Origin of the sequence: Roseomonas chloroacetimidivorans (assembly GCF_049629625.1) — a bacterium.
In the GTDB taxonomy this organism is placed as follows: domain Bacteria; phylum Pseudomonadota; class Alphaproteobacteria; order Acetobacterales; family Acetobacteraceae; genus Roseomonas; species Roseomonas chloroacetimidivorans.
Map to the genome: position 1 here is coordinate 85,021 of NZ_JBNBZS010000003.1, position 20,806 is coordinate 105,826.

Annotated in this window: 19 protein-coding genes and 1 tRNA gene; 7 read left to right on the plus strand and 13 right to left on the minus strand. The window is 70.0% G+C overall.

Annotated features, from left to right (window positions below):
- Complete coding sequence (locus tag ACO1BU_RS02630; protein WP_424134344.1) at positions 1-594, plus strand: DUF2141 domain-containing protein; 594 nt, start codon at positions 1-3, stop codon at positions 592-594.
- Here the strand turns inward: ACO1BU_RS02630 and ACO1BU_RS02635 are convergent.
- Positions 545-1,489 (minus strand): metallophosphoesterase family protein, encoded by a 945-nt coding sequence (locus ACO1BU_RS02635; protein ID WP_424134345.1) that lies wholly within the window; start codon positions 1,487-1,489, stop codon positions 545-547. The genes ACO1BU_RS02630 and ACO1BU_RS02635 overlap by 50 nt on opposite strands.
- Before the next feature lie 90 nt (positions 1,490-1,579).
- Here ACO1BU_RS02635 and ACO1BU_RS02640 point away from each other — a divergent pair, with 90 nt between their 5' ends.
- Genes ACO1BU_RS02640 through ACO1BU_RS02650 form a run of 3 tightly spaced genes read left to right on the plus strand, consistent with a single transcriptional unit; the run spans position 1,580 to position 4,574 of the window.
- Positions 1,580-2,662 carry a CDP-alcohol phosphatidyltransferase family protein gene (locus ACO1BU_RS02640; RefSeq protein WP_424134346.1) on the plus strand — a complete coding sequence of 361 codons (1,083 nt, stop codon included), beginning with the start codon at positions 1,580-1,582 and terminating at the stop codon, positions 2,660-2,662.
- Complete coding sequence (locus tag ACO1BU_RS02645; RefSeq protein WP_424134347.1) at positions 2,659-3,609, plus strand: diacylglycerol kinase family protein; 951 nt, start codon at positions 2,659-2,661, stop codon at positions 3,607-3,609. Before ACO1BU_RS02640 ends, ACO1BU_RS02645 begins: the two co-directional genes overlap by 4 nt.
- Entirely contained in the window at positions 3,606-4,574 is a 969-nt protein-coding gene (locus ACO1BU_RS02650; RefSeq protein ID WP_424134348.1) for a hypothetical protein, read from the plus strand. Before ACO1BU_RS02645 ends, ACO1BU_RS02650 begins: the two co-directional genes overlap by 4 nt.
- A gap of 40 nt (positions 4,575-4,614) precedes the next feature.
- On the opposite strand, the gene ACO1BU_RS02655 is transcribed toward ACO1BU_RS02650, so the two are convergent.
- The 5 genes from ACO1BU_RS02655 to ACO1BU_RS02675 form a co-directional block, all read right to left on the minus strand.
- Positions 4,615-6,141: a hypothetical protein gene (locus tag ACO1BU_RS02655; protein WP_424134349.1), complete on the minus strand. Its 1,527-nt coding sequence runs from the start codon at positions 6,139-6,141 to the stop codon at positions 4,615-4,617.
- A 73-nt stretch (positions 6,142-6,214) separates the two neighbouring features.
- Positions 6,215-7,423: a serine palmitoyltransferase gene (gene spt / locus ACO1BU_RS02660; RefSeq protein WP_424134350.1), complete on the minus strand. Its 1,209-nt coding sequence runs from the start codon at positions 7,421-7,423 to the stop codon at positions 6,215-6,217.
- A gap of 3 nt (positions 7,424-7,426) precedes the next feature.
- On the minus strand, positions 7,427-7,678 hold the full coding sequence (locus ACO1BU_RS02665) for an acyl carrier protein (protein ID WP_424134351.1): 252 nt from the start codon (positions 7,676-7,678) through the stop codon (positions 7,427-7,429).
- Positions 7,679-7,680: 2 nt separating this feature from the next.
- The gene (locus tag ACO1BU_RS02670; protein WP_424134352.1) at positions 7,681-9,096 is read right to left on the minus strand and encodes a lipopolysaccharide biosynthesis protein; all 1,416 of its coding nucleotides are present in this window, start codon (positions 9,094-9,096) and stop codon (positions 7,681-7,683) included.
- The gene (locus tag ACO1BU_RS02675) at positions 9,093-10,226 is read right to left on the minus strand and encodes a glycosyltransferase family 4 protein (protein ID WP_424134353.1); all 1,134 of its coding nucleotides are present in this window, start codon (positions 10,224-10,226) and stop codon (positions 9,093-9,095) included. Before ACO1BU_RS02675 ends, ACO1BU_RS02670 begins: the two co-directional genes overlap by 4 nt.
- An 83-nt stretch (positions 10,227-10,309) precedes the next feature.
- Between ACO1BU_RS02675 and ACO1BU_RS02680 the strand changes: the two genes are divergently transcribed.
- Entirely contained in the window at positions 10,310-11,488 is a 1,179-nt protein-coding gene (locus tag ACO1BU_RS02680; protein ID WP_424134354.1) for a mitochondrial fission ELM1 family protein, read from the plus strand.
- On the opposite strand, the gene ACO1BU_RS02685 is transcribed toward ACO1BU_RS02680, so the two are convergent.
- Positions 11,397-12,335: a hypothetical protein gene (locus ACO1BU_RS02685; protein WP_424134355.1), complete on the minus strand. Its 939-nt coding sequence runs from the start codon at positions 12,333-12,335 to the stop codon at positions 11,397-11,399. The two genes, ACO1BU_RS02680 and ACO1BU_RS02685, sit on opposite strands and share 92 nt — an antisense overlap.
- A gap of 45 nt (positions 12,336-12,380) precedes the next feature.
- Between ACO1BU_RS02685 and ACO1BU_RS02690 the strand changes: the two genes are divergently transcribed.
- Positions 12,381-12,821, plus strand: coding sequence for a hypothetical protein (locus tag ACO1BU_RS02690; RefSeq protein ID WP_424134356.1), 441 nt, complete (start codon positions 12,381-12,383; stop codon positions 12,819-12,821).
- Between the two features lie 29 nt (positions 12,822-12,850).
- On the opposite strand, the gene ACO1BU_RS02695 is transcribed toward ACO1BU_RS02690, so the two are convergent.
- The 6 genes from ACO1BU_RS02695 to ACO1BU_RS02720 form a co-directional block, all read right to left on the minus strand.
- Positions 12,851-13,819: an NAD-dependent epimerase/dehydratase family protein gene (locus ACO1BU_RS02695; protein WP_424134357.1), complete on the minus strand. Its 969-nt coding sequence runs from the start codon at positions 13,817-13,819 to the stop codon at positions 12,851-12,853.
- Positions 13,816-15,573 carry a fatty acyl-AMP ligase gene (locus ACO1BU_RS02700; RefSeq protein WP_424134358.1) on the minus strand — a complete coding sequence of 586 codons (1,758 nt, stop codon included), beginning with the start codon at positions 15,571-15,573 and terminating at the stop codon, positions 13,816-13,818. Before ACO1BU_RS02700 ends, ACO1BU_RS02695 begins: the two co-directional genes overlap by 4 nt.
- Entirely contained in the window at positions 15,574-16,347 is a 774-nt protein-coding gene (locus ACO1BU_RS02705; protein WP_424134359.1) for a phosphocholine cytidylyltransferase family protein, read from the minus strand.
- Between the two features lie 346 nt (positions 16,348-16,693).
- Positions 16,694-16,783 (minus strand) — tRNA-Ser (locus ACO1BU_RS02710).
- A gap of 764 nt (positions 16,784-17,547) precedes the next feature.
- On the minus strand, positions 17,548-18,903 hold the full coding sequence (locus tag ACO1BU_RS02715) for an MmgE/PrpD family protein (protein ID WP_424134360.1): 1,356 nt from the start codon (positions 18,901-18,903) through the stop codon (positions 17,548-17,550).
- Between the two features lie 2 nt (positions 18,904-18,905).
- The gene (locus tag ACO1BU_RS02720) at positions 18,906-19,880 is read right to left on the minus strand and encodes a tripartite tricarboxylate transporter substrate-binding protein (RefSeq protein ID WP_424134361.1); all 975 of its coding nucleotides are present in this window, start codon (positions 19,878-19,880) and stop codon (positions 18,906-18,908) included.
- A gap of 134 nt (positions 19,881-20,014) precedes the next feature.
- Here ACO1BU_RS02720 and ACO1BU_RS02725 point away from each other — a divergent pair, with 134 nt between their 5' ends.
- Positions 20,015-20,791: an SDR family NAD(P)-dependent oxidoreductase gene (locus ACO1BU_RS02725; protein ID WP_424134362.1), complete on the plus strand. Its 777-nt coding sequence runs from the start codon at positions 20,015-20,017 to the stop codon at positions 20,789-20,791.
- The last annotated feature ends 15 nt before the right edge of the window (positions 20,792-20,806 follow it).

The window sequence follows — 20,806 nt, forward strand, 5'->3', positions numbered from 1 at the left end:
GTGAGCCGAGCGGATTCCGACAGTGTAACGGCCGGGCTCTGCTCCGCGCGGACTATAGGAGCAGGCCCCCAGGCCCGCCAGTTCGGGCCGGGTTCCAGGTTCCGGCCGGCGCACCGCCCGACACTGGCCCTTCTCCTCATCGCCGCGCCGCTGCTCATCGCGGCCGCCCCGGCCACGGCGTCCGAACCTCGCGCGGCGGCTTGCGCCGCGCCGGATGCGCCGGAGGGGCCAAGGCTGCGGGTGACGGTCACCGGCGCGCGCCGGGTCGCGGGGAATGCCACCATCACGATCTACGGGCCGCGGCCTGAGAAATTCCTGGCCCACCGCGCCTATCTGGCGCGCCAGCGCATCACGCTTCAGGGCCCCTCAGCCGAGGCCTGCTTCGCGCTTTCGTCACCCGGCGATTATGCGATCGCCGTCTATCACGACGAGAACAACGATCACGACTTCAACCGCACGCTGATCGGCCTGCCGGCCGAGGGCTACGGCTTTTCCAATGACGCCCCGACGACGGTGGGGCTGCCATCCTTCGGCGATGTCCGCTTCACCGTGCCGTCAGGTGAATCCCGCATGACGATCCATCTTCGGTACTGACCGAAGGCGCAAGCCGGCGCGTATGGCGCTGGGCCTCCCGGAAGCTGCCGGTGGCCGGGTCCTGGATCCGGAGGGTGGTTTCGAGCAGCCAGCCGGTTTCCGCCGGGGTGATCCGGCATAGCTGCCATCCCGGCCTGTTGTGCCCGCCCGCCAGGGCCTGTGGCGTGCCGAGCACGGGGATGGGGCCGGACGGTCCGGGAAGCTCATCCTGAAGAGGGACGTGGTGATGCCCGTGCAGCACCAGCTCCGCCCCGTGCCGGGCCAGGATGTCACGCAGTGCCGCGCGGTCGCCCAGCGCCTTGCGCCGCCCGCCCGGCCCGAGGGCGGGCGGATGATGCACCAGCACGACCCGGAACAGCCCCTCTCGCCGGGCGGCGTCGAGAAGCGCCGGCAGCCGGGCAAGCTGGTCCGGCCCGAGCCTGCCGGCGGCGGAGCCGGGCATGGTCGGCACTGCGGAAGAGAGTCCGATCAGGGCCACCGGCCCACGCCGGCGTATGAAAGGGAAGGGGGCGGCACCGGGGGCCGGCGCGTCATCCATCATCCAGGCCTGCCAGCTTCCGATGCCCGTCGCCCAGGGTACGGCCACGGTGGCATCATGGTTGCCCGGCACCACCGTCAGCCGCCCGGGCGGCGCCAGCCGCTCCAGCCAGTCCCGCGCCGCGGCGAATTCGGCGGGCAAAGCGAGGTTGGTGAGATCGCCGGTCACGGCGATATGGTCGGCGCCAGCGGCCTCGATATCGGCCAGCAGCCCGGCCGCGGGCACGGCACGCCGGCGCTTGCGCCGCCAGGCGAGATAGGCCAGCAAGCGCTTCCCCGCGAGTTGCCCGAGCGGGCGAAGAGCCCCAGGGGGAACAGGCAGGTGCAGATCGGAAAGGTGCGCGAGGGTAAAGGACATGGGGCGCCCCAATCTCGCCCGTCTGCCGCGCCGGCGCCAGCCGCGCCCGCGGCCCGGCTCCTGGGGGAATCACCCGTTCCGGTCTGGAGCATGCCTGGCTCCGTCCTTCTCCGCCGGGCGCTGAACCGGGCCGGGATCGCCGATGTCGCACCCTGGGGTCAGGCCGGCACGGAGAGCCGCACGCTTCTCCTGCTGAGGGCAGACCATGTCTATGACGCGGCGCTGGTGGCGGGCCTCGCGAAAAGCCCGGGCGTGCTGCTTTGCCGGCCGGAGGATGGCCTGCCCGTCGCCGCGCACCTGCCCGCCGAGGCGCCGGCCGGCGCCGTCGCCGCCGCGCTGGAGGCCGGGTGCAAGGCCGACGACCCGGTCTTCACCGGGCTGAATTCCCTGCGGCCGGCCGCCCTGACGGACAGCTACAACAAGGCGCTGCGGAAGCGCGGGAACCCGTATCTGCTGCGGCTCGCCCCTGAGACCCGGAGGGCGGTCGAATGGGAGATGTTTGGCGGCTCCTACAAGGGCGTGACCGACGCCATCACCAAGCATGTCTGGCCCCGCCCGGCCTTCCATGTCGTGCGGGGCTGCGCGGCGCTCGGCGTCACCCCGAACCAGGTCACGCTGGCCAGCCTGGTGCTGGTCTTCCTGGCGCTCTGGCTATTCGCCACGGGGGCCTTCCTGCTCGGCCTGCTGGCGGCCTGGGTGATGACCTTCCTCGATACGGTGGATGGCAAGCTGGCGCGGGTGACGCTCACCTCGACGCCCTTCGGCAATGTCTTCGACCACGCGATCGACCTGATCCACCCGCCCTTCTGGTGGCTTGCCTGGATCTATGGGCTGGGAGAAGTCGGCCTGCCGCTCGCCCATCCTGTCGCCGTGGGGGCGGTGGTCTTCGGCGGCTATGTGCTGCAGCGACTGCAGGAGGGACTGTTCCTCGCCCTGTACCGTATGGAAATCCATGTCTGGCGCCGCTTCGACAGCTTCTTCCGCCTGTGGATCGCGCGGCGTAACCCGAATCTGCTGCTCCTCAGCCTCGGCACCCTGGCCGGGCGCCCGGATTGGGGCATGCTGGCGGTGGCGGCCTGGACGATTTTCGGCTGCGTCGAGCAGGCTGTGGTGACGGTGCAGGCGGGGCTGGCACGGCGCCGCGCACCGCTGCGTTCCTGGCTGGAGGCATGAGCGGCACGCGTCGCATCGGCCTGATCACCAACCCACTGAGCCGGGCGCTGCGCGAGGGGCGGTTCGGACTGGGCGAGAAGGCCGCGGGACTGCCGCAGGCGGCGCCTGCCAGCCGCGCGGAACTGAAATCGGCACTCGCCGGCTTCGCGGCGGAGGGTGTGGACCTGCTGGCCGTGCAGGGCGGCGACGGCACGCTGCGCGAGGTGCTCACGGCCCTGCCGGAGGCCTTCGGCCCTCATCCGCCAGAGATTTCCATACTGGCGACGGGCAAGACCAACCTGGCCGCCCGGGTGCTGGGCAGCCCTGGGCCAGGAGAGGCAGCGCTGGCGCGGCTGCGGGCGGCCGCGGATCGCGGCAAGCTGCGCCGCCGGCTACTGCCGGTGCTGGAGGTGGCAAGACCCGGCCTCGATGAGGTGGAGCCGCTGCGAGGCCTGCTCTTCGGCGCCGGCGCCTTCACCGAGGCGAAGCTGCTGGCCGAAAGGACGCTGCACCGCCGTGGTATCCATGACCGGCTGGCAGTGCTGCTGGCCCTCGCGGGGGTGGCGCTGAGGGTGGGGTGGCAGCGCGGGCACCCGCTGCGGGCCGGCGCGCCGATGCGGGTGGCGCCGGATGGCTTGCCGGCCCGCGACGGAAACCGCTTCCTCGTGCTCGCCACCCCGCTCGACCGGCTCATGCTGGGGCTATGGCCGTTCTGGGGAGAAGGGCAGGGGGCGGTACGGTGGCTCGATGTGGCGGCGCCGCCGAAACGGCTGCTGGCGGCGCTCTGGGCCGCCCGACAGGGCCGGCCACGCCCCTGGATGCCAGCATCCGGCTATTGCAGTGGCCGGGCGGAGCGGCTGGCTATTCGCCTCGACACGCCCTTTGTGCTGGACGGGGAGGTGTTCGAGCCGGGCCCGGAAGGGCTCGTGCTCTCCGCGCCTGACCGCATCGCCTTCGTGACGCCATGACGCCACCCATCCGTGACGCGCTGGAAGCGCTGGCCGCCGCCGAGCTCGCTCCGCCGCCTCAGCCGAACGCCGCCATGCTGGCCGCCCGGCACTTGGCCGAGGACATCCTTGCCCGGCACGGCCCGGCGGTGGCGGCGGTGCTGTTCTATGGGTCCTGCCGGCGCGATGGCGATGCGACGGGTCTGCTCGACCTTTATGTGCTGACCAGCGGCCATCAGGCCTTCTATGGCCGGGCGGCATTGGCCTTCTTCAACGCCTTGCTGCCGCCGAATGTGCTGCACTGGCGCGGCGAGGCACCCGTCGGCCCGGAGGGCCGCGCCGTGCCAGTCCGCGCCAAGGTGGCGGTGATGAGCCTGCGCCAGTTCGAGCGGAAGGTGCGCGCCGACGCGTTGGACACCACGATTTGGGCCCGGTTCTGCCAGCCCTCGACGCTGGTCCATGCGCGCGATCCGGCGGCCCGGCTGCGGGTGGAGCGCGCGGTGGCCCAGGCGGTGGAAACAGCGGTGCTCTGGGCCGTGCGGCTGGGGCCGCCCGCCGGGACGCCGGCTGATTACTGGCGCGGGCTCTTCGCTCATACCTATGGCGCGGAACTCCGCGCCGAGCGCAGCAACCGGCCGGACAGGCTGCTGGCCACATCGCCTGGCTGGTACGGGCCGGCGCTGCCAGCCGCCCTGGCGCGACTTGGGCTCTCCGCCACGGCGGATGGCGAGGGGCGCTTGCGGCCGGGGCCAGCGGGGGGCTGGAGCGGATCCTGGGCCCTGCGGCGCGCCTGCGGAAAGGCGCTGAACGTTATGCGCCTGATTAAGGCCGCCTTCACCTTCGATGGCGGGCCGGACTACCTGGCCGCCAAGGTCGCGCGCCATTCGGGCGTGACGGTGGAGCTGACGGACTGGCAGCGCCGGCATCCCGTGCTGGCGGCGCCACTCCTGCTCTGGCGGCTGCGGCGCCGCGGCGCCGTGCGTTGAAAGAGGCGCCCCGGAGCTGTTCCGTCCGGTGTGGTTCCGATCAGGGGAGGCGCTGGAAGACGACCCGGTGGCGGTTTCCAATCTTCACGCTGCGGACCGGCTGGTATTCGGCCCGCAGCGCCTCTGACAACAAGGCCCAGGATGTCGGGTTGATCCGGGCGCGTGTGCTGTCGGTCGTGATGATGAAGGCGGGGCGCGAGGCCAGGATGCGGCGCAGCTCGGCCACAGGATCGACCCCGATCCCGCCGACTTCCCGCAGATCGTTCAGATGCGTCGGAAAGACATAGGGGGTCGGCAGCATGGCGCGGGTGAGGAAATAGAGGATGGTCTCGCCGTCGAAGACATAGAGGCTGGCGCCGGGCGTCACCGCTTCGGCCAGAGCCCGGACCTCCGAGCCATTGCCCCGGGACCGCAGGTGCAGGGTGGTGAGCACCGCGCCGGCGATCACCGCGACGAGTGACAGGGCGGCCATGGCGGGAACGCGGCCCAGCCGTGCCGCGGGCCAGCCGAGCAGCGGCGCGGCCGCCACCGAAAGCGGCACGAGCAGCGGCAGGGCGTAATGGTTGTAGTAGGTGCCGAACAGGAGCACGCCGGCGATGGCGGTTGCCGCCCAACCGGCCACGAAAACCGCCATGCGACGCGCTTCCGCCTCCCCGGCCTGCTGACGCAGGGCGAGGCGGATACCAAGCCCGGCGCAGATGGCCAGCGGTAGAAGCAGCCCGGCCATGCCGCCCAGCCGCCCGAGCGCCGATCCCACAACGGCTGTGTTGCGCTGGAAGACCGAGGTGAAATTCGCGAAGACGAAGGCCTGGAGCTCGCCAAGGCCGGCATAGGCGGCCAGCGCTCCCAGGGTCGGAAGCAGGGCACAGGCCGCCCAGGCGATGCCCCAGAGCAGCATGCGCGGGAGACCGGCGCCCGAGCGCCAGCCCTGCCACAGAAGGGCGCAGCCGAAGAAAACTCCCTCGAACACCGCCGTGTACTTGATCTGCATCGCCAGCCCCGTGGCGAGCATCGCCGCGGCGCCGAGCCTGAACAGCTGCGCGGGGGAGCCCGGCCGCGCGACGGCGTGCAGGGTCAGCAGGGCGGCGCCGGCGACCGGAAGATTGTAGAAGACCGGCGACTGGCCGCCCTCGCCACCGAAGACGTTGAGCCAGAGGAGGTAAGTGATTCCGGCGAATAGCGCCCCCCGCCCGGCCGCGATCCCGGCGGCGATACGCGTGATGAGGAAGGCTGTCGCGGCGGCGACGAGCGTAGCGACGATTTGGTACTGGAGGATCCCCTCGCCACCCAGCGACCGGATGGCGGCGTAGATCAGGAACAATCCGATGGGCTTGCGGTCCCAGATATCCACATAGGGGAGCGCACCCTGCAGCATCCGGTCGCCGACCAGCAGATAGAGTTGCTCGTCGCCCTCGATCACGGGATTGCCGAGGAAGGGCAGGCGCACCAGCAACGCCACCGCGAGCAGCAGCAGCGCCGGGACGATGATGTCGCGCCCCGCCTCTGGAGGAACGGCCTCCAGCCGCCGCGACGCGACGGCCGCCGGACCGGGCTCTACAGCCTCCACGGTCAGATGGATGCTCCTGACCGGACGGAACCCGGCAGAAGATCCGTCCGAAGGGAAACCGGAAGCAGGTTTCCTACTCCGCCGCGGCCAGTGTGGCGCCGATCAGCCCAAGCTCCTGGCCGGTCCGCGCAATCGCGGCGATCGCCATGTCGATCTGCGCCGGGGTCAGGGCGGCGCTGACGCTCATGCGGAGCAGAGGCTTCCCGCCCGGTGTCGCCGGCCCGAGGGCGAGATTGGTGTAGATGCCCTCCGCCAGCAGGGTATTCCAGAACAGCACTGCGGTCTGGCGGTCCGGCATGGGCAGCGAGACGATGGGGCTCGGCATGGCGCCCAGCGCGAAGCCGGCCGCGGCGAGTCCGGCATGCAATTGCTGCCCGTTCCGCCGCAGATCGTCCCGCAACCGGGGATTTTGCTCCATCACCTCGATGGCCTGGATCACCGAGGCCACGATCGAGGGCGGCAGCGAGGCGGTGAACATATAGGCGCGCGCGGAAAGCCGCAGTGCGTCGAACCCGTCGAGATTGGAGGCGCAGAAGCCCCCGATCGCGCCGAGGCTCTTGCTGAAGGTGCCGACGACGAAATCGACATCCTCCTCCACGCCTTCCGCCTCGGCGAGGCCGCGGCCGTGCTTGCCGAGCACGCCAAGCGAATGGGCCTCATCCACCAGCAGCCAGGCGCCCGCCTCGCGCTTTACCTCGGCCATCTCGCGCAGCGGCGCGGTGTCGCCGAGCATGCTGTAGATGCCCTCGGCAACGATCAGCTTCTCGCCGGGCTGGTTGGAAAGCAGACGCAGGCGGCGCCGGAGGTCGTCCGGGTCGTTGTGCCGGAAACGGGTGACCTGTGCGCCACCAAGCCGCGCGCCGTCATAGATGCTGGCATGGCTGTCGGCATCCAGCAGCAGGTGGTCGCCGCGTCCCGCCAGAGCGGCCAGCGCGCCCAGATTGGCCTGATAGCCTGTCGTGAAGACCATGGCCGACCGGCGGCCGAGGAACTGCGCCAGCCGCCGCTCCAGCGCCGCATGGCCGCCATAGGTGCCGTTCGCGATGCGGGAGCCGGTGGTGCCGGTGCCCTGCGCCTCGGTCGCCGCGACAGCGCTGTCGATGCAGTCCTGGTTGAAGGTCAGGCCAAGATAGTTGTTGGTGCCGAGCAGCAGGATGCGTCGCCCGCCCAGCACAGCCTCGGTTGCGGACAGCACGGCATCGAAAGCCACGCCGAAGGGATCCCGCCCGGCAGCGGCCACCGCCGCATGCTCGGTGCGCAGCGCACGAAACTTTGCCAGCATCGTTCAGGCAGCCGTAGTCGTTTCGCTGGTCAGCACGCGGACGAGATCGCCAATTGTCTCGATCTCCGCCATCCGGTCCATCGGGATGATGGTGTCCAGGCGTGTTTCAAGCAGCATGATGAAATCGATGGCTCCGACGGAGTCGAAGTTCAGGTCGTGCAGAATGCTGGTCTCCATTGTCACCGGACCGGCCAGCTTCCCAGACTCTTCGAGTGCCGCGGTGATTTCCCGCAGGGCAGCCTGCTCGTCCAGCATCTTCAACTTCCCCTGTCGACCACGCCCATGCCCCCCCGGGCATGGTCCGTTAAATGCTTCCCTGAACTGTAATGCAAGTTTTGTTCTGAACCGGGCGGTACAGGGGTGGCGAGCCATTGCAGCGCGGGCACAGCCTGCCCGGCCAGGAGAAGCAAGGCGGAGAAGATGGAGGCGAGACCCGCTCCTTCCAACCCGACCAGATGCAGGCCGATAAGGGCCAGGGGAACATAAGCCGCTGTTGTCAGGGCCCGGAGGCGCAGCGCCAGGCCATGGCGCTCGACCGAAACCAGCAGCGGCTCCAGGGCAAAACCGGCGAAGCCGACGGAGGCGGCGGCCGCCAGCAGCAGCATGACGGGATAGGCCCCGGCCGCCTCAGCCCCGCCCACCATGCGGAGCAGCCATTCACCCAGCGCCGCGAGTATCAGCAGGAGGCCGAGTGCCAGGGCGGCGGAGAGGCGGAGACCGCGGCGGAGCAGCCGGCGCAGCGCTTCCCGGTCCTGTGCCGCCGCCAGCCGTGCCAGTTCCGGATAGAGGGCAGGGGTCAGGAAGCGGCTTGGCTTCAGCGCGGCCTCCCCGATCTGGCGGGCCAGGGAGAAGAGTGCGGCGGCGGCTGGCCCGAGCATCCAGCCGACGCAGAGCGTGGCGACATGGCTGGAGCCCAGGGAGAGCGTGGTCATCAGGTTCGTGGACCAGGCGAAGCCCCAAATGCCCGGATGTGCCTGCGTCGCGCGCAGCCGCCGGCCGGATGGATCGGGCCGCAGCAGGCCCCGCCGCGCCGTCTCCCGCCAGGCGGCGGCGATCAGCACCAGGCCGCCGAGCACCGTCGCGGCGTACCAGGCGGCGAGGAAGCCGGGCAGCCCGGCGCCGAGCGCCACGGCGAGCCCCGCCCCCGCGAGGCGAAAGCCCGCCCCCATCGCATCGCGGCGCGCCAGCAGGTCGAAGCGGTCAAAGAGGCGGAGCAAGCCGATCGGCGTTGCCGTGACCAGGAAAGCCGTGCTGGTGGCATAGAGCGCGGCGAGGGGCACGACCTCCGGCGGCCAGCCGAAGGAGGAGCCGAGGAACCAAGCCGCAGCGGCGCAGGCCAGGATGCCCACCACGGAGGAGGCGAGGTCCAGCCCCGCGGTGAAGCGCAGCACGGCCTGGAATTCCGCCCGCCGTGCCGGTTCGAGGTTGCCGGCGCCGAAACGCAGCACTGCCTGCCAGGATTGAAACTTCACGAGGGAGGAGGCGGTCTGAGCGAAGCCGTGAACCAGGACCAGCACGCCCATCCGCGTCGCGCCCAGGCTGTGCATGGCAATGCTGAATGCCGCCAGATTGAGCAGCGCCGTCGCCACCTTGCCGCCGAGAACCAGCCCTGCATTCCGCAGGATGCGGCGGAACAGCGCATCGGCCGAGACGCGAGCCGTGGTGTCGCTCATGCCGTGGCCTCCTGCAGACGCGCCAGGATCCGGGCGGCCCGGGCATCCCAGGTATAGGTTTCGAGGAAGGCGGCGAGGGCCCGAGCGCCGAGCGCCGCGGCCCCCGCGGGATCACCCAGCAGGCCGCGCGCGGCCGCGGCCCAGGCCTGCGGCTCGCCCGGGGGCAGGAGCAGCGCCGTCTCCCGATCGCACAGGATCTCGCGCAACGCCGGGATGTCTGAGGCCAGGATGGGCTTTCCCGCCGCCATATATTCGAAGACCTTCAGCGGCGACATCCAGCGCCCAATCTCCCGCCCTGCCGCGGAGGCGACGCTGGGCGCCGGTGGGGCAAGCAGCAGATCGAAGCGCGCGAGGCAGGCCGGCACCAGCGCATGCGGCACATGGCCGTGCAGGTGCAGGTTGGCCCGGCCGGCACAGCGGGCACGCCAGAAGGCCAGATCCTGCTCGGTCCCGCCGACAACGTGAAAGTCGCATTCCGGCAATGCGGTGGAGAGCGCCTCCACCATCTCCATTCCTTTCCCGGGATAGAGATGGCCGACATAGCCCAACTGCGGTGCCTCTGGCCGACCGGGCCAGGAGCCGGGCGGCGGGGGGAGGGGGGCCTCGACGGGATCCGCCCCGTCATGGGCCACCATCACCGGCCGCCCGGCTAGCGCCGGAACATAGCCTGCGTAGTCCTCCGCAAGGGAGAGGGATATGGCGACGAGCAGGGCGAAGCGCGGATGACGGAACAGCCAGGATTCAGCCAGCCGACGGGGCATCCGCAGGGGAAGGGCATGCGCCTCATACACGAAGGGCGCGGCGCTCCGGCCGATGGCGCGGGCCAGGGCATAGGCATGCCGGCCATAGATCAGATCCGGCGGTGGCCGTGAGGCCATCGCCCGCGCGACCAGAGCGGGATAGAGCAGGTTCTTGGCGAGCGGCAGGGTCGGCGGCGCGCGCAGGACCAGGTCGAAGCAGGGCTCGATGCCATAGGCCGCAAAGATGGACGGCGCATCTGCCTGGCGTCCGCGGGCATAGAGCGTTACCTCATGCCCGGCGGCAGCGAAGGCACGGCACATTTTCAGGACATTGATCGCGCTGGCGACCCGGGAGGGAAGGGCCGTCCCGGCGACATAGCTTATACGCATGGCATGCCTGGCCGGAGCCTCGGACCCTTGCCCAGGGCGCGGGCGGTCCTCATCCTGAACTCTCTTCTGAAGGTCAGATCCGGTTGGAGACAGGGCATCACCCGGACCGGCCACGTATCTGGGCCCTGCTCGGCCCGCGGACCGGCGACAACAATCAGGTGCTGGCGCTGGCCGAGGCGCTGGGCGGCAGCGTGGAGCTGCTTCGCCTTCGCTATAATTGGCTCAGGCTGCTTCCGAACCGCTACGGCGATTCCGGGCTCGCCAGCCTGGATGCCGCCTCGCGCGCCCTGCTCGCCCCGCCCTGGCCGGATCTCGTCATTGGCGTCGGGCAGCGGAGCGTGCCGGTGGCGCGCTGGATCCGCGCCCGCTCCGGCGGCCGCAGCCGGATCGTGCAGATCGGCCGCCCGCGCTGCGACCCGGCCCGGTTCGACCTGGTGGTGACCACGCCGCAATACGGCGTTCCGCCAGGGCCGACGGTGCTCGAACTTCCTATCTCCCTGAGCCGGCAGACCCCGGCGCGGCTGGCCGAGGCCGAGGTACAGTGGCGCGAGAGGCTGGAGAATTTTCCGGCGCCACGGCTGGCTCTCCTCCTGGGCGGCAATTCCTGGCCCTGGCGGCTGCGCCCGGAGGATGTCGAGGCGGCCTGCCGGACACTGCTCGCCCGTGCCGAGGCGCAGGGAGGGAGCGTGCTGGCCATCCCCAGCCGCCGGACCCCGGCCGAGATCGAGCAACGGGTGCGGGCGGTGCTGGCAACGGCGCCCGTCCCGGCGGCCCTGTTCACCGGCACGGGTGCAGAAAATCCCTATTCCGGCCTGCTGGCGCTCGCGGACGAGATCGCCGTGACCGCCGACAGCGTGGCGATGATGTCGGACGCGGTCACCGCCGGTAAGCCGGTCGGCCTCGTCCCGCTCCGCCCGGCAAGGCTGGGCGGGGCCTGGCTGCGCCTGATGCGTGCCCTGCGGCTGGCGGAAGAGGAGGAGCGGGCGGCGCCACCATTCCTGCGCATGGCGGGCCGGGCCTGGGGCGCGCTGGTGCGGCGCGGCCTGGCCGGCTGGCCGCGTGACCTCTGGTTCTTCTGGCGGGTGCTCGGCCATCAGGGGCTCGCGGGCAGGATCGAGGCGCCGGTACGCGGCAAGCCCCCCGCCGTGGCCGAAATAGCAGCGGCGCGGATCACGCCGCTTCTGCCCTCCGAGGCGGCGGGAACTGACCGCGGCAGCGCTCCACCAGAGCCATGGCATCGGGGCGGATATGCCGTTCCCTGATCCCATGCTCCACCTCCTCGCGGGTCACCGAGCCCATATCCAGGCACTCCGCAAGAAGGGCGAAGAAATAGGCCTCCTGCCTGGGGTCGGGATGCGGGCGATAGCGCGCATGGGCGGTCCAGAGACGCAGCAGGGGACGGACCACCGCGGCCGGGATCGGGCCGAAGCCGCGCTCACGAAGGGTGAAATCCACGGGCAGGCCGGTCTTCCAGGGCTGGGTGCGGCGCTTGGTGGTGTGCAGCAGGCGGGTATCGGGGGCGAGCCGGTCGAAATCGTTCCAGACCGTCTCCAGCAGGCCGATGGTTTCCCGCTTCTCGCGCCGCAGCTCGATCAGCTCCACATAGTCCAGCCGGCCGGCGAACAGCTCCTCCAGCATCGGCTCAAAGCGCCAATGCGGCAGGCGGGCGCAATCCAGCAGCATGACACTACTGGCCAGGTAGTCCGGGGCGCCGTTATGGCCGGGCCGGGCGCGGCACCAGATGGCCTTGCCCTCGCGGTCACGGGCGAAAAGTTCCCCCACATCGCCCACGGCGAAGACATCGGGGTCCACCACCAGGGCGACCCCTTGGTGGCCCATGGCATCGGGCACGGCGAAGCGGAGCGGGGTGAAGGATTGCAGGTCGTCCATGTGCCAGACGCGGCTGTGCCCGTCGCGGAGGAAGCTCCGGCCCTCAGCCGCGCGCAGTGGCCCACAATCCTCAGCTTCGAGCAGCCGGACCTCGAAGGCGTCCGGATTGCGGGCGTTACGGCGGAAGGAATGGGCCGAGACCAGGGCGCCCAGCCTCTGCTTCGCGTTGGTATGAATGAAGACCACGGGACGGTTGGCGGAGGTGTTGGCTTGGCTCATCGGTCGTTCCAGAGGCGGCGGGCGGCGTTATCGGCCGGGCTCGCCATGTTCATTGTGGTCCTGACGGCTGCCTGCGCCCAGCAGAGCGCCGCGCCGGTGCAGGCGGCGGAACCCGTTGCCCCTGTTGCCGGGGATCTCGCGCGGTTCGAAGGCTGGTACCAGGGCCAGCGTTTTCCGGTCGGCTCCGCCTTCACATGTCGAGAAACGGCGCGGAACATCTGGTTTCGTGTCGAGAACGGGCTCATCGAGATGCGCCGCTCGCGCCATCGGCGCTCCGCTGTCGGAACCTCCCTGATGACCGGAACGCTCTCCCCCGCCGGTGAGGTGGTGATGCAGGGAACCGATACGGACCGCATGGCCGCCGGCCGGATCGAAGGCGACCGCCTGACGGCCGGGGATATCTCGGCCCCTGCTGTTGTGCGGGAAGGCCACAGCTCCTGCACCTACCGTTATGAGGCTGTCCGTCGCGAGGGGCTGCGGAATTAGCAGCCGCTTCCGCGGCGGTGCGCCGGAATTCAGGCACGGGCCACCGTCCCGGGCAGGCCAAGGCTGGTCCACCATTCGAGTGTGTCCTGAAGCCCGGGCTGCAACGGAATGCGCGGCGCCCAGACGAGGCTGGGAAGCTGTCGCTCAGGGCTTGATGCCCAGTCACGGTGCAGGATCTCGCGCGCCTTCCCGCGCCCGAACAGGGCGGACCGGCCGCTTATGGATGACCAGGTATCGGCCGCCGCGCCGGCGGCGAGCATCACGGAATCCGGCACTGGCAGGAAGCGCGGCTCGCGCCGCAACAGGCCACCGACATGGTGCAGGATCTCGCGCCAGCCATAACCGCCATGGCGCTCATCCGTGACCTCGAAGGCTGTCCTGAGAGGCCCCGAGCGGCAAAGGGTGACAATGGCGGAGGCGACATCCGCCGCATGGACAAAGGCGATCCTCGGCTCCGGTGCACGGGGAACCGGAACGACCGGGGCGGATGCCAGGCGGCACAGGACGAGGCCCTCGCGGTCGCCTGGCCCATAGATGACTGAGGGCCGCAACACCACCCAGCGCCCCGTTCCGCCAAGGGCTGCGATCGCGGCCTCCTCACCGGCGCGCTTGCTTTCGGCATAGGCGGAGAGGTGGGGCTCCCGCGCGGCGAGCGAGGAGACCAGGATGCAGCGCGCCCCGGGCGCCGCCGCAGCGACCGCGCTGCCGAGCCGGGCGCTTCCGTCGCGGTTCACCGCGAAAAACTCCGATCGCCTGCGGGCCTTGGTCAGGCCGGCGAGATGGACGACCGCCTGCGCCCCGTGGACGAGGCGCCGGAGCGCGTCCGGATCCGCCAAGTCGCCGCGCACGGTCTCGACCGGCGGCGCTTCCGGCGGCGCTACGACCTCACGCCGGACCAGCATGCGGACCCGCCAGCCCTCGCGTGCCAGGGCGGTGATCACATGGCGCCCGAGAAAACCGGTTCCGCCTGTGACGGCCGCGAGCGGCGCGTCTGTCATCGTTGAATGGCGGCCAGCTCTGGGGCGGGGGCCACAAAGGCCCCTGCGAGGTAGCGGGCGCGTGCCAGCGTCCGGCTGAGCTTGCCCGAGGAAGTGCGCGGCAGGCTGCCCGGCGGCACCAGGACGACATGGGCCTCTACCCCATGGCGGGCGCGGAGCGTACCCGCAGCATCGGCCACAAGCCGCTCCCGCTCGGCGCTGCCGGGCATGCCGCGCGCCTCGATCAGCAGCACGACCTGTTCCGTCCCGTCCTCCTCGACGGCGAAGGCGGCGGCATCGCCGCTACGCAGTGTGGGCACGGTCTGCTCGACCGTCCATTCCAGGTCCTGCGGCCAGACATTGCGGCCATTGACGATGATCAGGTCCTTGGCACGCCCGGTGATCACGATCTGGCCGCCCAGGCGATAACCGAGATCGCCCGTGTCGAGCCAGCCATCCGGGGAGAGGACGGCGGCGCTTTCCTCTGGGTGCTGATCATAGCCGCGCATCAGCCCCGGTCCGCGGACCAGGATGCGCCCGACCCGGCGCTCCGGCAGGGGGGAGCCGGCCGCGTCCCGGATTTCGACCTCGGTGCCTGGCAGGGGCGGTCCGCAGAGGGTGAAAGTCCGGATCCGGCCGGCTTCGGCCGGAGGTGGCGATGCAGTGCCCTCGCGTTCGAGCTGGTCGAGATCCACCGTATCAGTGGAAACGCCGGTCCCCAGGGGCGTGAAGCTGATGGCGAGCGTCGCCTCCGCCATGCCGTAGCTCGGCACGAAGGCTTCGGCGCGGAAGCCGTCCGGCGCGAAGGTCTCGGCGAAACGGGCCAGGACATGCGGGCGGATCATGTCGCCGCCGATGCCCGCAGCACGCCAGGAGGAGAGATCGAGCGCCGGGCCCTTCTCCGGCGCTTGGCGGCCCCGCCGGGTGCAGAGTTCATAGCCGAAGCTGGGGCTGTAGGAGAGGGTGCCGCGGTTGGAGGAGAGAAGGCGCAGCCAAAGATGCGGCCGCCGGGCGAATTCCTGCGGCGAGAGAAGATCAACGGTCACCTGGCCCGCCAGCGGCGCCAGCAGGAAGCCCACCAGCCCCATATCGTGGTAAAGTGGGAGCCAGGACACCGCGCGGTCCTCGGGCACGACCTGGAGACCATGCTGCAGGATAGCCCGGATATTCTCCATCAAGGCCCGCTGGGTCACCGCGACGCCGACGGGGAAGCGGGTGCTGCCCGATGAGAATTGCAGATAGGCGATCTCGTCCTCGCCCATGGGCGAGGGCATGGGGGTGCTTTCCGGAGCTTCCTCCAGCGCAGCGACGCTGCCGAAGGCCTTCAGCCCGGCCTCGCGGGCCAGGGGCTCCAACCAGCTCTGCAGGGCCTGTGGTACGAAGAGGGCCGAGGCCCGGGCTGCCAGGGTCAGGCGGCGGATATGCTCGATATAGGTCTCGCGCCCGCCGAAGGCCGTCGGCAGCGGTACCAGCGCCGGGACCAGCCCGGCATATTGGCAGGCGAAGAAGGCCGTCACCACGTCGGGATGGGTTTCGGCCACGATGGCGACCCGCTCGCCGCGCCCAAGGCCGGCATGGGTCAGGCGGCGCGCCAGAGCGAGGGCGTCCTGGCGCAGCTGGCGATAGGGCAGGGCCTCGGCCAACTGGCCCCGGCCATCATGGAAGCCGAGCCCCGTCACGCCGGCCGCAGCGTAATCGAGGGCTTCGGCCATGGTCGGGAAGTCCCCGAGCCGCCTGGGAACGGAGTTCAGGGTCGGAAGGGGGGCGGCTGTCATTCAGTGCCCTTCCGCCGTTGCGGGGGTCAATGCCGAGGCGGCGGCTGGCCAGGAGCGGACGAGTGCCTCGGCATTCGCGAGGTCCGCCGGATAGTCGACCTCCCCCCACTTGCAGCCTTCGATGGAGGTCACCTGCACCACGCCGGTCTGGGCAAGCCCGTGGATCACTGAAAGGTACCAGCGGCGGATTCCATCCGGTTGCCGCAGCGCGGCTTCGAGGCCCGCCGCGAACATTCCGCCCCCATGCCCCCGGAACAGCAGCATCCCGATCGACTCGCCATTCGTCTCGGAGGGCGACAGGGTCTTGCCGATCGCCTTGAGGCGCGTTCCGTCCACCGACACCTTCATGTCATCCGCGTCATAGGTCGGCTTGCGGTCGATGGTAACGGTGACCGGGGCTTTGGGCGCCGCGAGCAGGTGCTGCAGCACGGCCGCTTCGAAGAGCGTGTCGCCGTTCAGCAGCACCGTATCCGGTGCCTGGAGCAGGTCGCGGACCAGGAAGCAGCTGCCAATGTTCTCGGAAACGGCAAAGAACGGGTTGAAGACCGTGCGGATCGTCATCCCGGGCTGGACGATGCCTGGAATGGCTTGTTCCACCGCCTCGGCTTCGAAGCCCGTGACAAGAGTCACGTCCTGAATGCCTGCCGCGGCCAGACCCCGAAGCTGCCACTCGAGGATCGGGCGTCCAGCAACGGGGAGAAGGCACTTTGGCATGTGTTCCGTCAGAGGAAGCAGGCGACGGCCCTGACCAGCGCACAAGATTACAGCCTTCAATGCTCTTTCCCTTCCGCGGGTCGGTTACTCCGGCGTGAGCTATCAGCTTTCCGGAACATGACCCATGACGTGGCATCGGGTCTGCCCCGGTATGGATATTGGTCTCGTTCCCGCGGAAAGGCCGCCCGGGGCGCTTCTCTAGGTGCTCCAGGCCCTCTCAGGAGGCCGTGCCAGCGATCTGGCAGCGTATTCCGGCGGGGTGAAGCAGACAACTCGCGGAATGACGCCAGTATCTGTCCGAGGCCAGAGCCTCCGAATGTCTGTCACCGCACATGACCGGCCGGGCTGCGGATTGGCGCGTCCGGCACCGTACAGCGACCTGAAATCCAAGATTTCCGGGTCATGATGGCGGAGAGGGTGGGATTCGAACCCACGGTAGGGTTGCCCCTACTCCGGTTTTCGAGACCGGCCCAATCGGCCACTCTGGCACCTCTCCGGGGCACGCCGGGTGGCCGTCCTACCTACGCCGTGACCGCCTCGTCAAGGCCGACGCGTTCCGGCGAGATGCCAGCATCCGGTCCAACCTGCCCTTGATGGGCGCGCCATTATAGGGTTCCGGGTGGGACAATCGGCCGAATGGGCGTGCGTAGGTCATAGAGCCGGAATTGGGGCTGGTCCCGACTCGCCAGCCTCCATAGCGAGAAGTCACTGCTGCACCGCTTCTGGTCTGGCCATGCGCCGAAGGGTGGTCGGCACCTGGTGCCGGGTCGGACAGGCATGGCGACCGCCGCGTCCGACAGGGTGATCTTCCTCATCCTGCCGGAGCGGTAGCCCTCGGGCCTCGGGATGGTCAGGGTGGTGCCGGCCGCGGTCTCGGTTAGGTCCCCGTCGTATCGCCGCCGTCTCCCCGACCCGCATCCCGGTCGCGCGAAGCCAGCAAATCACGACCGGCCACTCGGGGTGGAGCGGCCGAATGGCCTTGGCGACAGCCTTGATGTGCTTCTCCCGGGGGACTGGATGACTTCCCGGCTCGTCTTGAGGGACTGCTTGCCAAAGTCCATGGCCGCGTTCGAGGCGAACTCCGAGCCGTTGCCCCTTGCGTGCTCGGTCGCTTGGCGGATTGCGACCTTGGAGTTCCGGATGGTCTGATTGCTCACCGGGCGAGCGCAACCAGCGTGTTGGAGGCGGTGCCTCCGACCCTCATCGGACACGCTAGAGGGATAAGGCTTGCGGGCTACCCCGCGCAAATTAGGCCACTGGCTAATCCTTCGCTGCCCCGAGGGAGCGGAGGAGAGCGGTAGGACTTGTCGTGTCGCCTATGTCCCAGATCTTACGTATGAGCAGGCCGGCGTCGTTCTCCAGTCCGCCGATGGACGCATTCTCCCGGAACTTCGCCTCCAACTCCTGGTCCGTGAGAGGACGGGCCGCGCTGCCCCGTGCGCCCACCACGACAGTGCTGAACTCGTGCCCGCTCTTGTCGTGCAGCGTCACGCGTGCAGCGCCGCGGGGTAGCCCTGCGTCGAGCCTTGCCTGGACGTGGCCGCGCAGGGCAACGATCCCGGGATCGTGCATGGCTCCTTCCGAGAAATCCGCGACGCCCGCGGAGCCGCGTAGCAGGGCCACGGCTGCGCTGTGATGGATGCTCACGCGGCAGTCCCTCGCACTGGTGACGGCGCGATCGCCGCGGTCCAGGAGAAGCTGGTCGCCCTCTACGAGGACGGAGGCAATGTCGCCGGGCTGCACGCGCTGGCGCAGCTCCAGGCAGGCGTCGATGACGGCGTGGAAGACGATGCCGGCGGGGTAGGGCTTGTAGGTGTTGCGGGCGAACTCCCAGTCCTGTCCCAAGCCTGTCGTGATGCGATCGAGGTCCGGAATGTCGCCCATGGCGCGCGCCCAGCCGAGCGGGCCCTCGATGGCCGCGGGGGCAGCCGTGTAGCCGGCCTGCGCCATCAGGGCAGCCAGGAGCCCATTTCGCGCGGCGTTGCCCATTCCAACATTCTTCGCGGCGCTCGGCAGGTTCTCCACCAGACCGGCAGACTGGCTGGCCGCGATGCCCAGCGCGTGCCAGCACTGGTGCGCGTTCAGCCCCAGCAGCCGTGCGCAACCGGCCGCGGCGCCGAACACACCGGCGGTGGAGGTGATGTGCCAGCCCCGGTTGTAGTGGCCGGGAGAGACGGCAGCGCCGATCCGGCACTCCACCTCGGCGCCCAGGATGAAGGCGTGCAGTACCTCTGCCCCGGTGAAGCCGTGGATCTCCGCCAGGGCGAGCAGGGGCGAGGCGACCGGCGCGGTGGGGTGAATGACCGTTTCCAAGTGCGTGTCGTCGTAGTCCAGCAGGTTGGCCGCGATCGTGTTCACGAAGGAGGCGCCCATCGCGTCCAGCCGCTCCGGCCGGCCAATCAGCGTCGCGCGCTCAGTGCCGGAGAAGGGAGCCATGACCTGGGCGGCCGTCTCCACGGCGGGATCCCTGGCGGCGCCGAGCGCGCAGCCGAAGAAGTTCAGCAGGGAGCGCTTCGCCTCATGGCGAAGCGCCTGGTTGATCTCCGGCCAGCGGGAAGCCGCGACGAAACCGCCCAGCGCCTCTCCAGCGAAGGGCCGGTTAGGGGAGGTGCTCATTCCTACTGCGCCCGGGTGATCAGGCCCTGGCGGGCGGCTCTCGCCCAACGGACGTCGTCCTCGCGCAGGAAGGCCGAGAGCTCGGTGGGGCTGAGGACGCCCAGGTCCGCGCCGATCCCGGCCAGGCGTTCCCGCACGCGCGGGATCTGCATCGTCTGCACCACCGCCTCGTGCATGCGCGCGGCGATGGTGGCGGGCAGGGCGGCGGGGCCGACCATCGCGTACCAGCCGGCGAAGTCATAGCCCGGCACGCCGGCTTCGGCGAGGGTGGGGACATCGGGCAGCAGCGGGCTGCGTGCGGTGGTGGTGACGCCGAGCGCCCGTATGCGGCCGGTGGAGAGGTGCTGCGTTGCGGCCACGGTGCTGTTCCAGGCGGTCGGCAGGTGGCCGGCCACCAGGTCATTCAGGATCGGCGCGGCACCGCGATAGGGGATCTCCACCATCTCGATGCCGGCAAGCCGGGTGAAGAGGTTCCCGGCATAGGAGATGGCGGCGTCCGAGGTGCCGAATCCGATGGTGCGTGGCGCGGCCTTGGCGGCGGCGATCAGTCCGGGCACGTCGCGGAAGGGAGCGGCGGTGGAGGCTGTCAGCAGCAGCGGATAGCGGGAGAGCAGCGCGACCGGCGCGAAGTCGCGGAGCGGCTGGTAGGGCAGGGACGGCATCACATAACTGTTCATGATGTGGCTGCCAGTGTCGGCGAGGAAGACGGAGCCGTCCGCCTCCGCGCGCGCCACGTAGTCCGATCCAATCGAGCCATTGGCGCCGGGTCGGTTCTCCACGATCACGGTCTGGCCCAGTACCTGGGTCAGACCGTCGGTCAGGGAGCGGACGAAGATGTCGGTGCCGCCGCCAGCAGCATAGGGCACGACGATGCGCACCGGGCGCTGGGGCCAGTTGCTCTGCGCGCGAAGGGTGCACGGGGCGGCGAGAGTAGCGGGCAGGGCTGCGAGCAGGCTCCGGCGGGCGATGGTGGTCATGGCGTTTCCTCGTCGTCCCGCTCAGCCCATTGACGGTGTTGGCTGGACCGTTCTTGATATCGATATCACGATGGGCTCGTTTGGGGACAAGGGTCAATGGCAATGATGGATTGTCCCCTGCGCGGGCGCCGACAGTGAGCGGCCGGCTGCACAATCGCTGCGCCCTGGTCACCGGTTCCGTGGGTGGGCTTGGCCTGGCAGTGGCGCGGCGCCTGGCCGCGGATGGCTGCGGGATCGTGCTCCACGGCCTCGCCATGCCGGAGGAGGCAGCAGAGATCTGCGAGGCCCTTGCGCAGGAGTTCGGCATAGAGGTGGCCTACCACCGCGCCGAGCTGGCGCGGCCCGAGGAGATCGAGGCCATGATGACGGCGGCCGGGCCAGTCGACATCCTCGTCAATAACGCGGTTACCAGGCATTTCGCACCAATTGACGCGATGCCCACCGAGCATTGGGACGCGGATCTCGCGGTCAACCTTTCCGCGGCCTTCCATACTGTCCGGCTGGCCCTGCCCGGCATGCGCGCGCGTGGCTGGGGCCGCATCGTCAACATGTCCTCGATCTACGGGCTGATCGGTGCGGCGGACCGCGTAGGCTACGTCGTGACCAAGACCGGGCTCATCGGCCTCACGCGCGCGGTCGCGGCGGAAACGGCGCAGCAGGGAATCACCTGCAACGCGATCTGCCCCGGCACGAGCCTGACTCCGGGTATCGAGGAGCGCATCGGGGGCCTGGTGGCGGGCGGGATGAGTCACGAGGCAGCCTCGGCGGCGGTCCTGCAGGGCAAGCAGCCGACCGGACGCTTCGTGGAAGCTGAGGCCGTGGCCGACATGGTGGGCTTCCTATGCGGCCCCTCCGGGCGGGACGTGACCGGGGCGGTGCTGCCGATGGATGGGGGGTGGTCCGCCACCTGAACCGGACGCGACCGG

Excerpts from the sequence above, each read along its gene's own strand:
- ACO1BU_RS02665 (WP_424134351.1), bottom strand. The coding sequence starts at position 7,678 with ATGCTGGACGAGCAGGCTGCCCTGCGGGAAATCACCGCGGCACTCGAA.
- ACO1BU_RS02675 (WP_424134353.1), bottom strand. The coding sequence starts at position 10,226 with ATGCGTATAAGCTATGTCGCCGGGACGGCCCTTCCCTCCCGGGTCGCC.
- ACO1BU_RS02690 (WP_424134356.1), top strand. The coding sequence starts at position 12,381 with ATGTTCATTGTGGTCCTGACGGCTGCCTGCGCCCAGCAGAGCGCCGCG.
- ACO1BU_RS02640 (WP_424134346.1), top strand. The coding sequence starts at position 1,580 with ATGCCTGGCTCCGTCCTTCTCCGCCGGGCGCTGAACCGGGCCGGGATC.
- ACO1BU_RS02670 (WP_424134352.1), bottom strand. The coding sequence starts at position 9,096 with ATGAGCGACACCACGGCTCGCGTCTCGGCCGATGCGCTGTTCCGCCGC.
- ACO1BU_RS02645 (WP_424134347.1), top strand. The coding sequence starts at position 2,659 with ATGAGCGGCACGCGTCGCATCGGCCTGATCACCAACCCACTGAGCCGG.
- ACO1BU_RS02720 (WP_424134361.1), bottom strand. The coding sequence starts at position 19,880 with ATGACCACCATCGCCCGCCGGAGCCTGCTCGCAGCCCTGCCCGCTACT.
- ACO1BU_RS02715 (WP_424134360.1), bottom strand. The coding sequence starts at position 18,903 with ATGAGCACCTCCCCTAACCGGCCCTTCGCTGGAGAGGCGCTGGGCGGT.
- ACO1BU_RS02700 (WP_424134358.1), bottom strand. The coding sequence starts at position 15,573 with ATGACAGCCGCCCCCCTTCCGACCCTGAACTCCGTTCCCAGGCGGCTC.
- ACO1BU_RS02685 (WP_424134355.1), bottom strand. The coding sequence starts at position 12,335 with ATGAGCCAAGCCAACACCTCCGCCAACCGTCCCGTGGTCTTCATTCAT.
- ACO1BU_RS02695 (WP_424134357.1), bottom strand. The coding sequence starts at position 13,819 with ATGACAGACGCGCCGCTCGCGGCCGTCACAGGCGGAACCGGTTTTCTC.
- spt (WP_424134350.1), bottom strand. The coding sequence starts at position 7,423 with ATGCTGGCAAAGTTTCGTGCGCTGCGCACCGAGCATGCGGCGGTGGCC.
- ACO1BU_RS02635 (WP_424134345.1), bottom strand. The coding sequence starts at position 1,489 with ATGTCCTTTACCCTCGCGCACCTTTCCGATCTGCACCTGCCTGTTCCC.
- ACO1BU_RS02650 (WP_424134348.1), top strand. The coding sequence starts at position 3,606 with ATGACGCCACCCATCCGTGACGCGCTGGAAGCGCTGGCCGCCGCCGAG.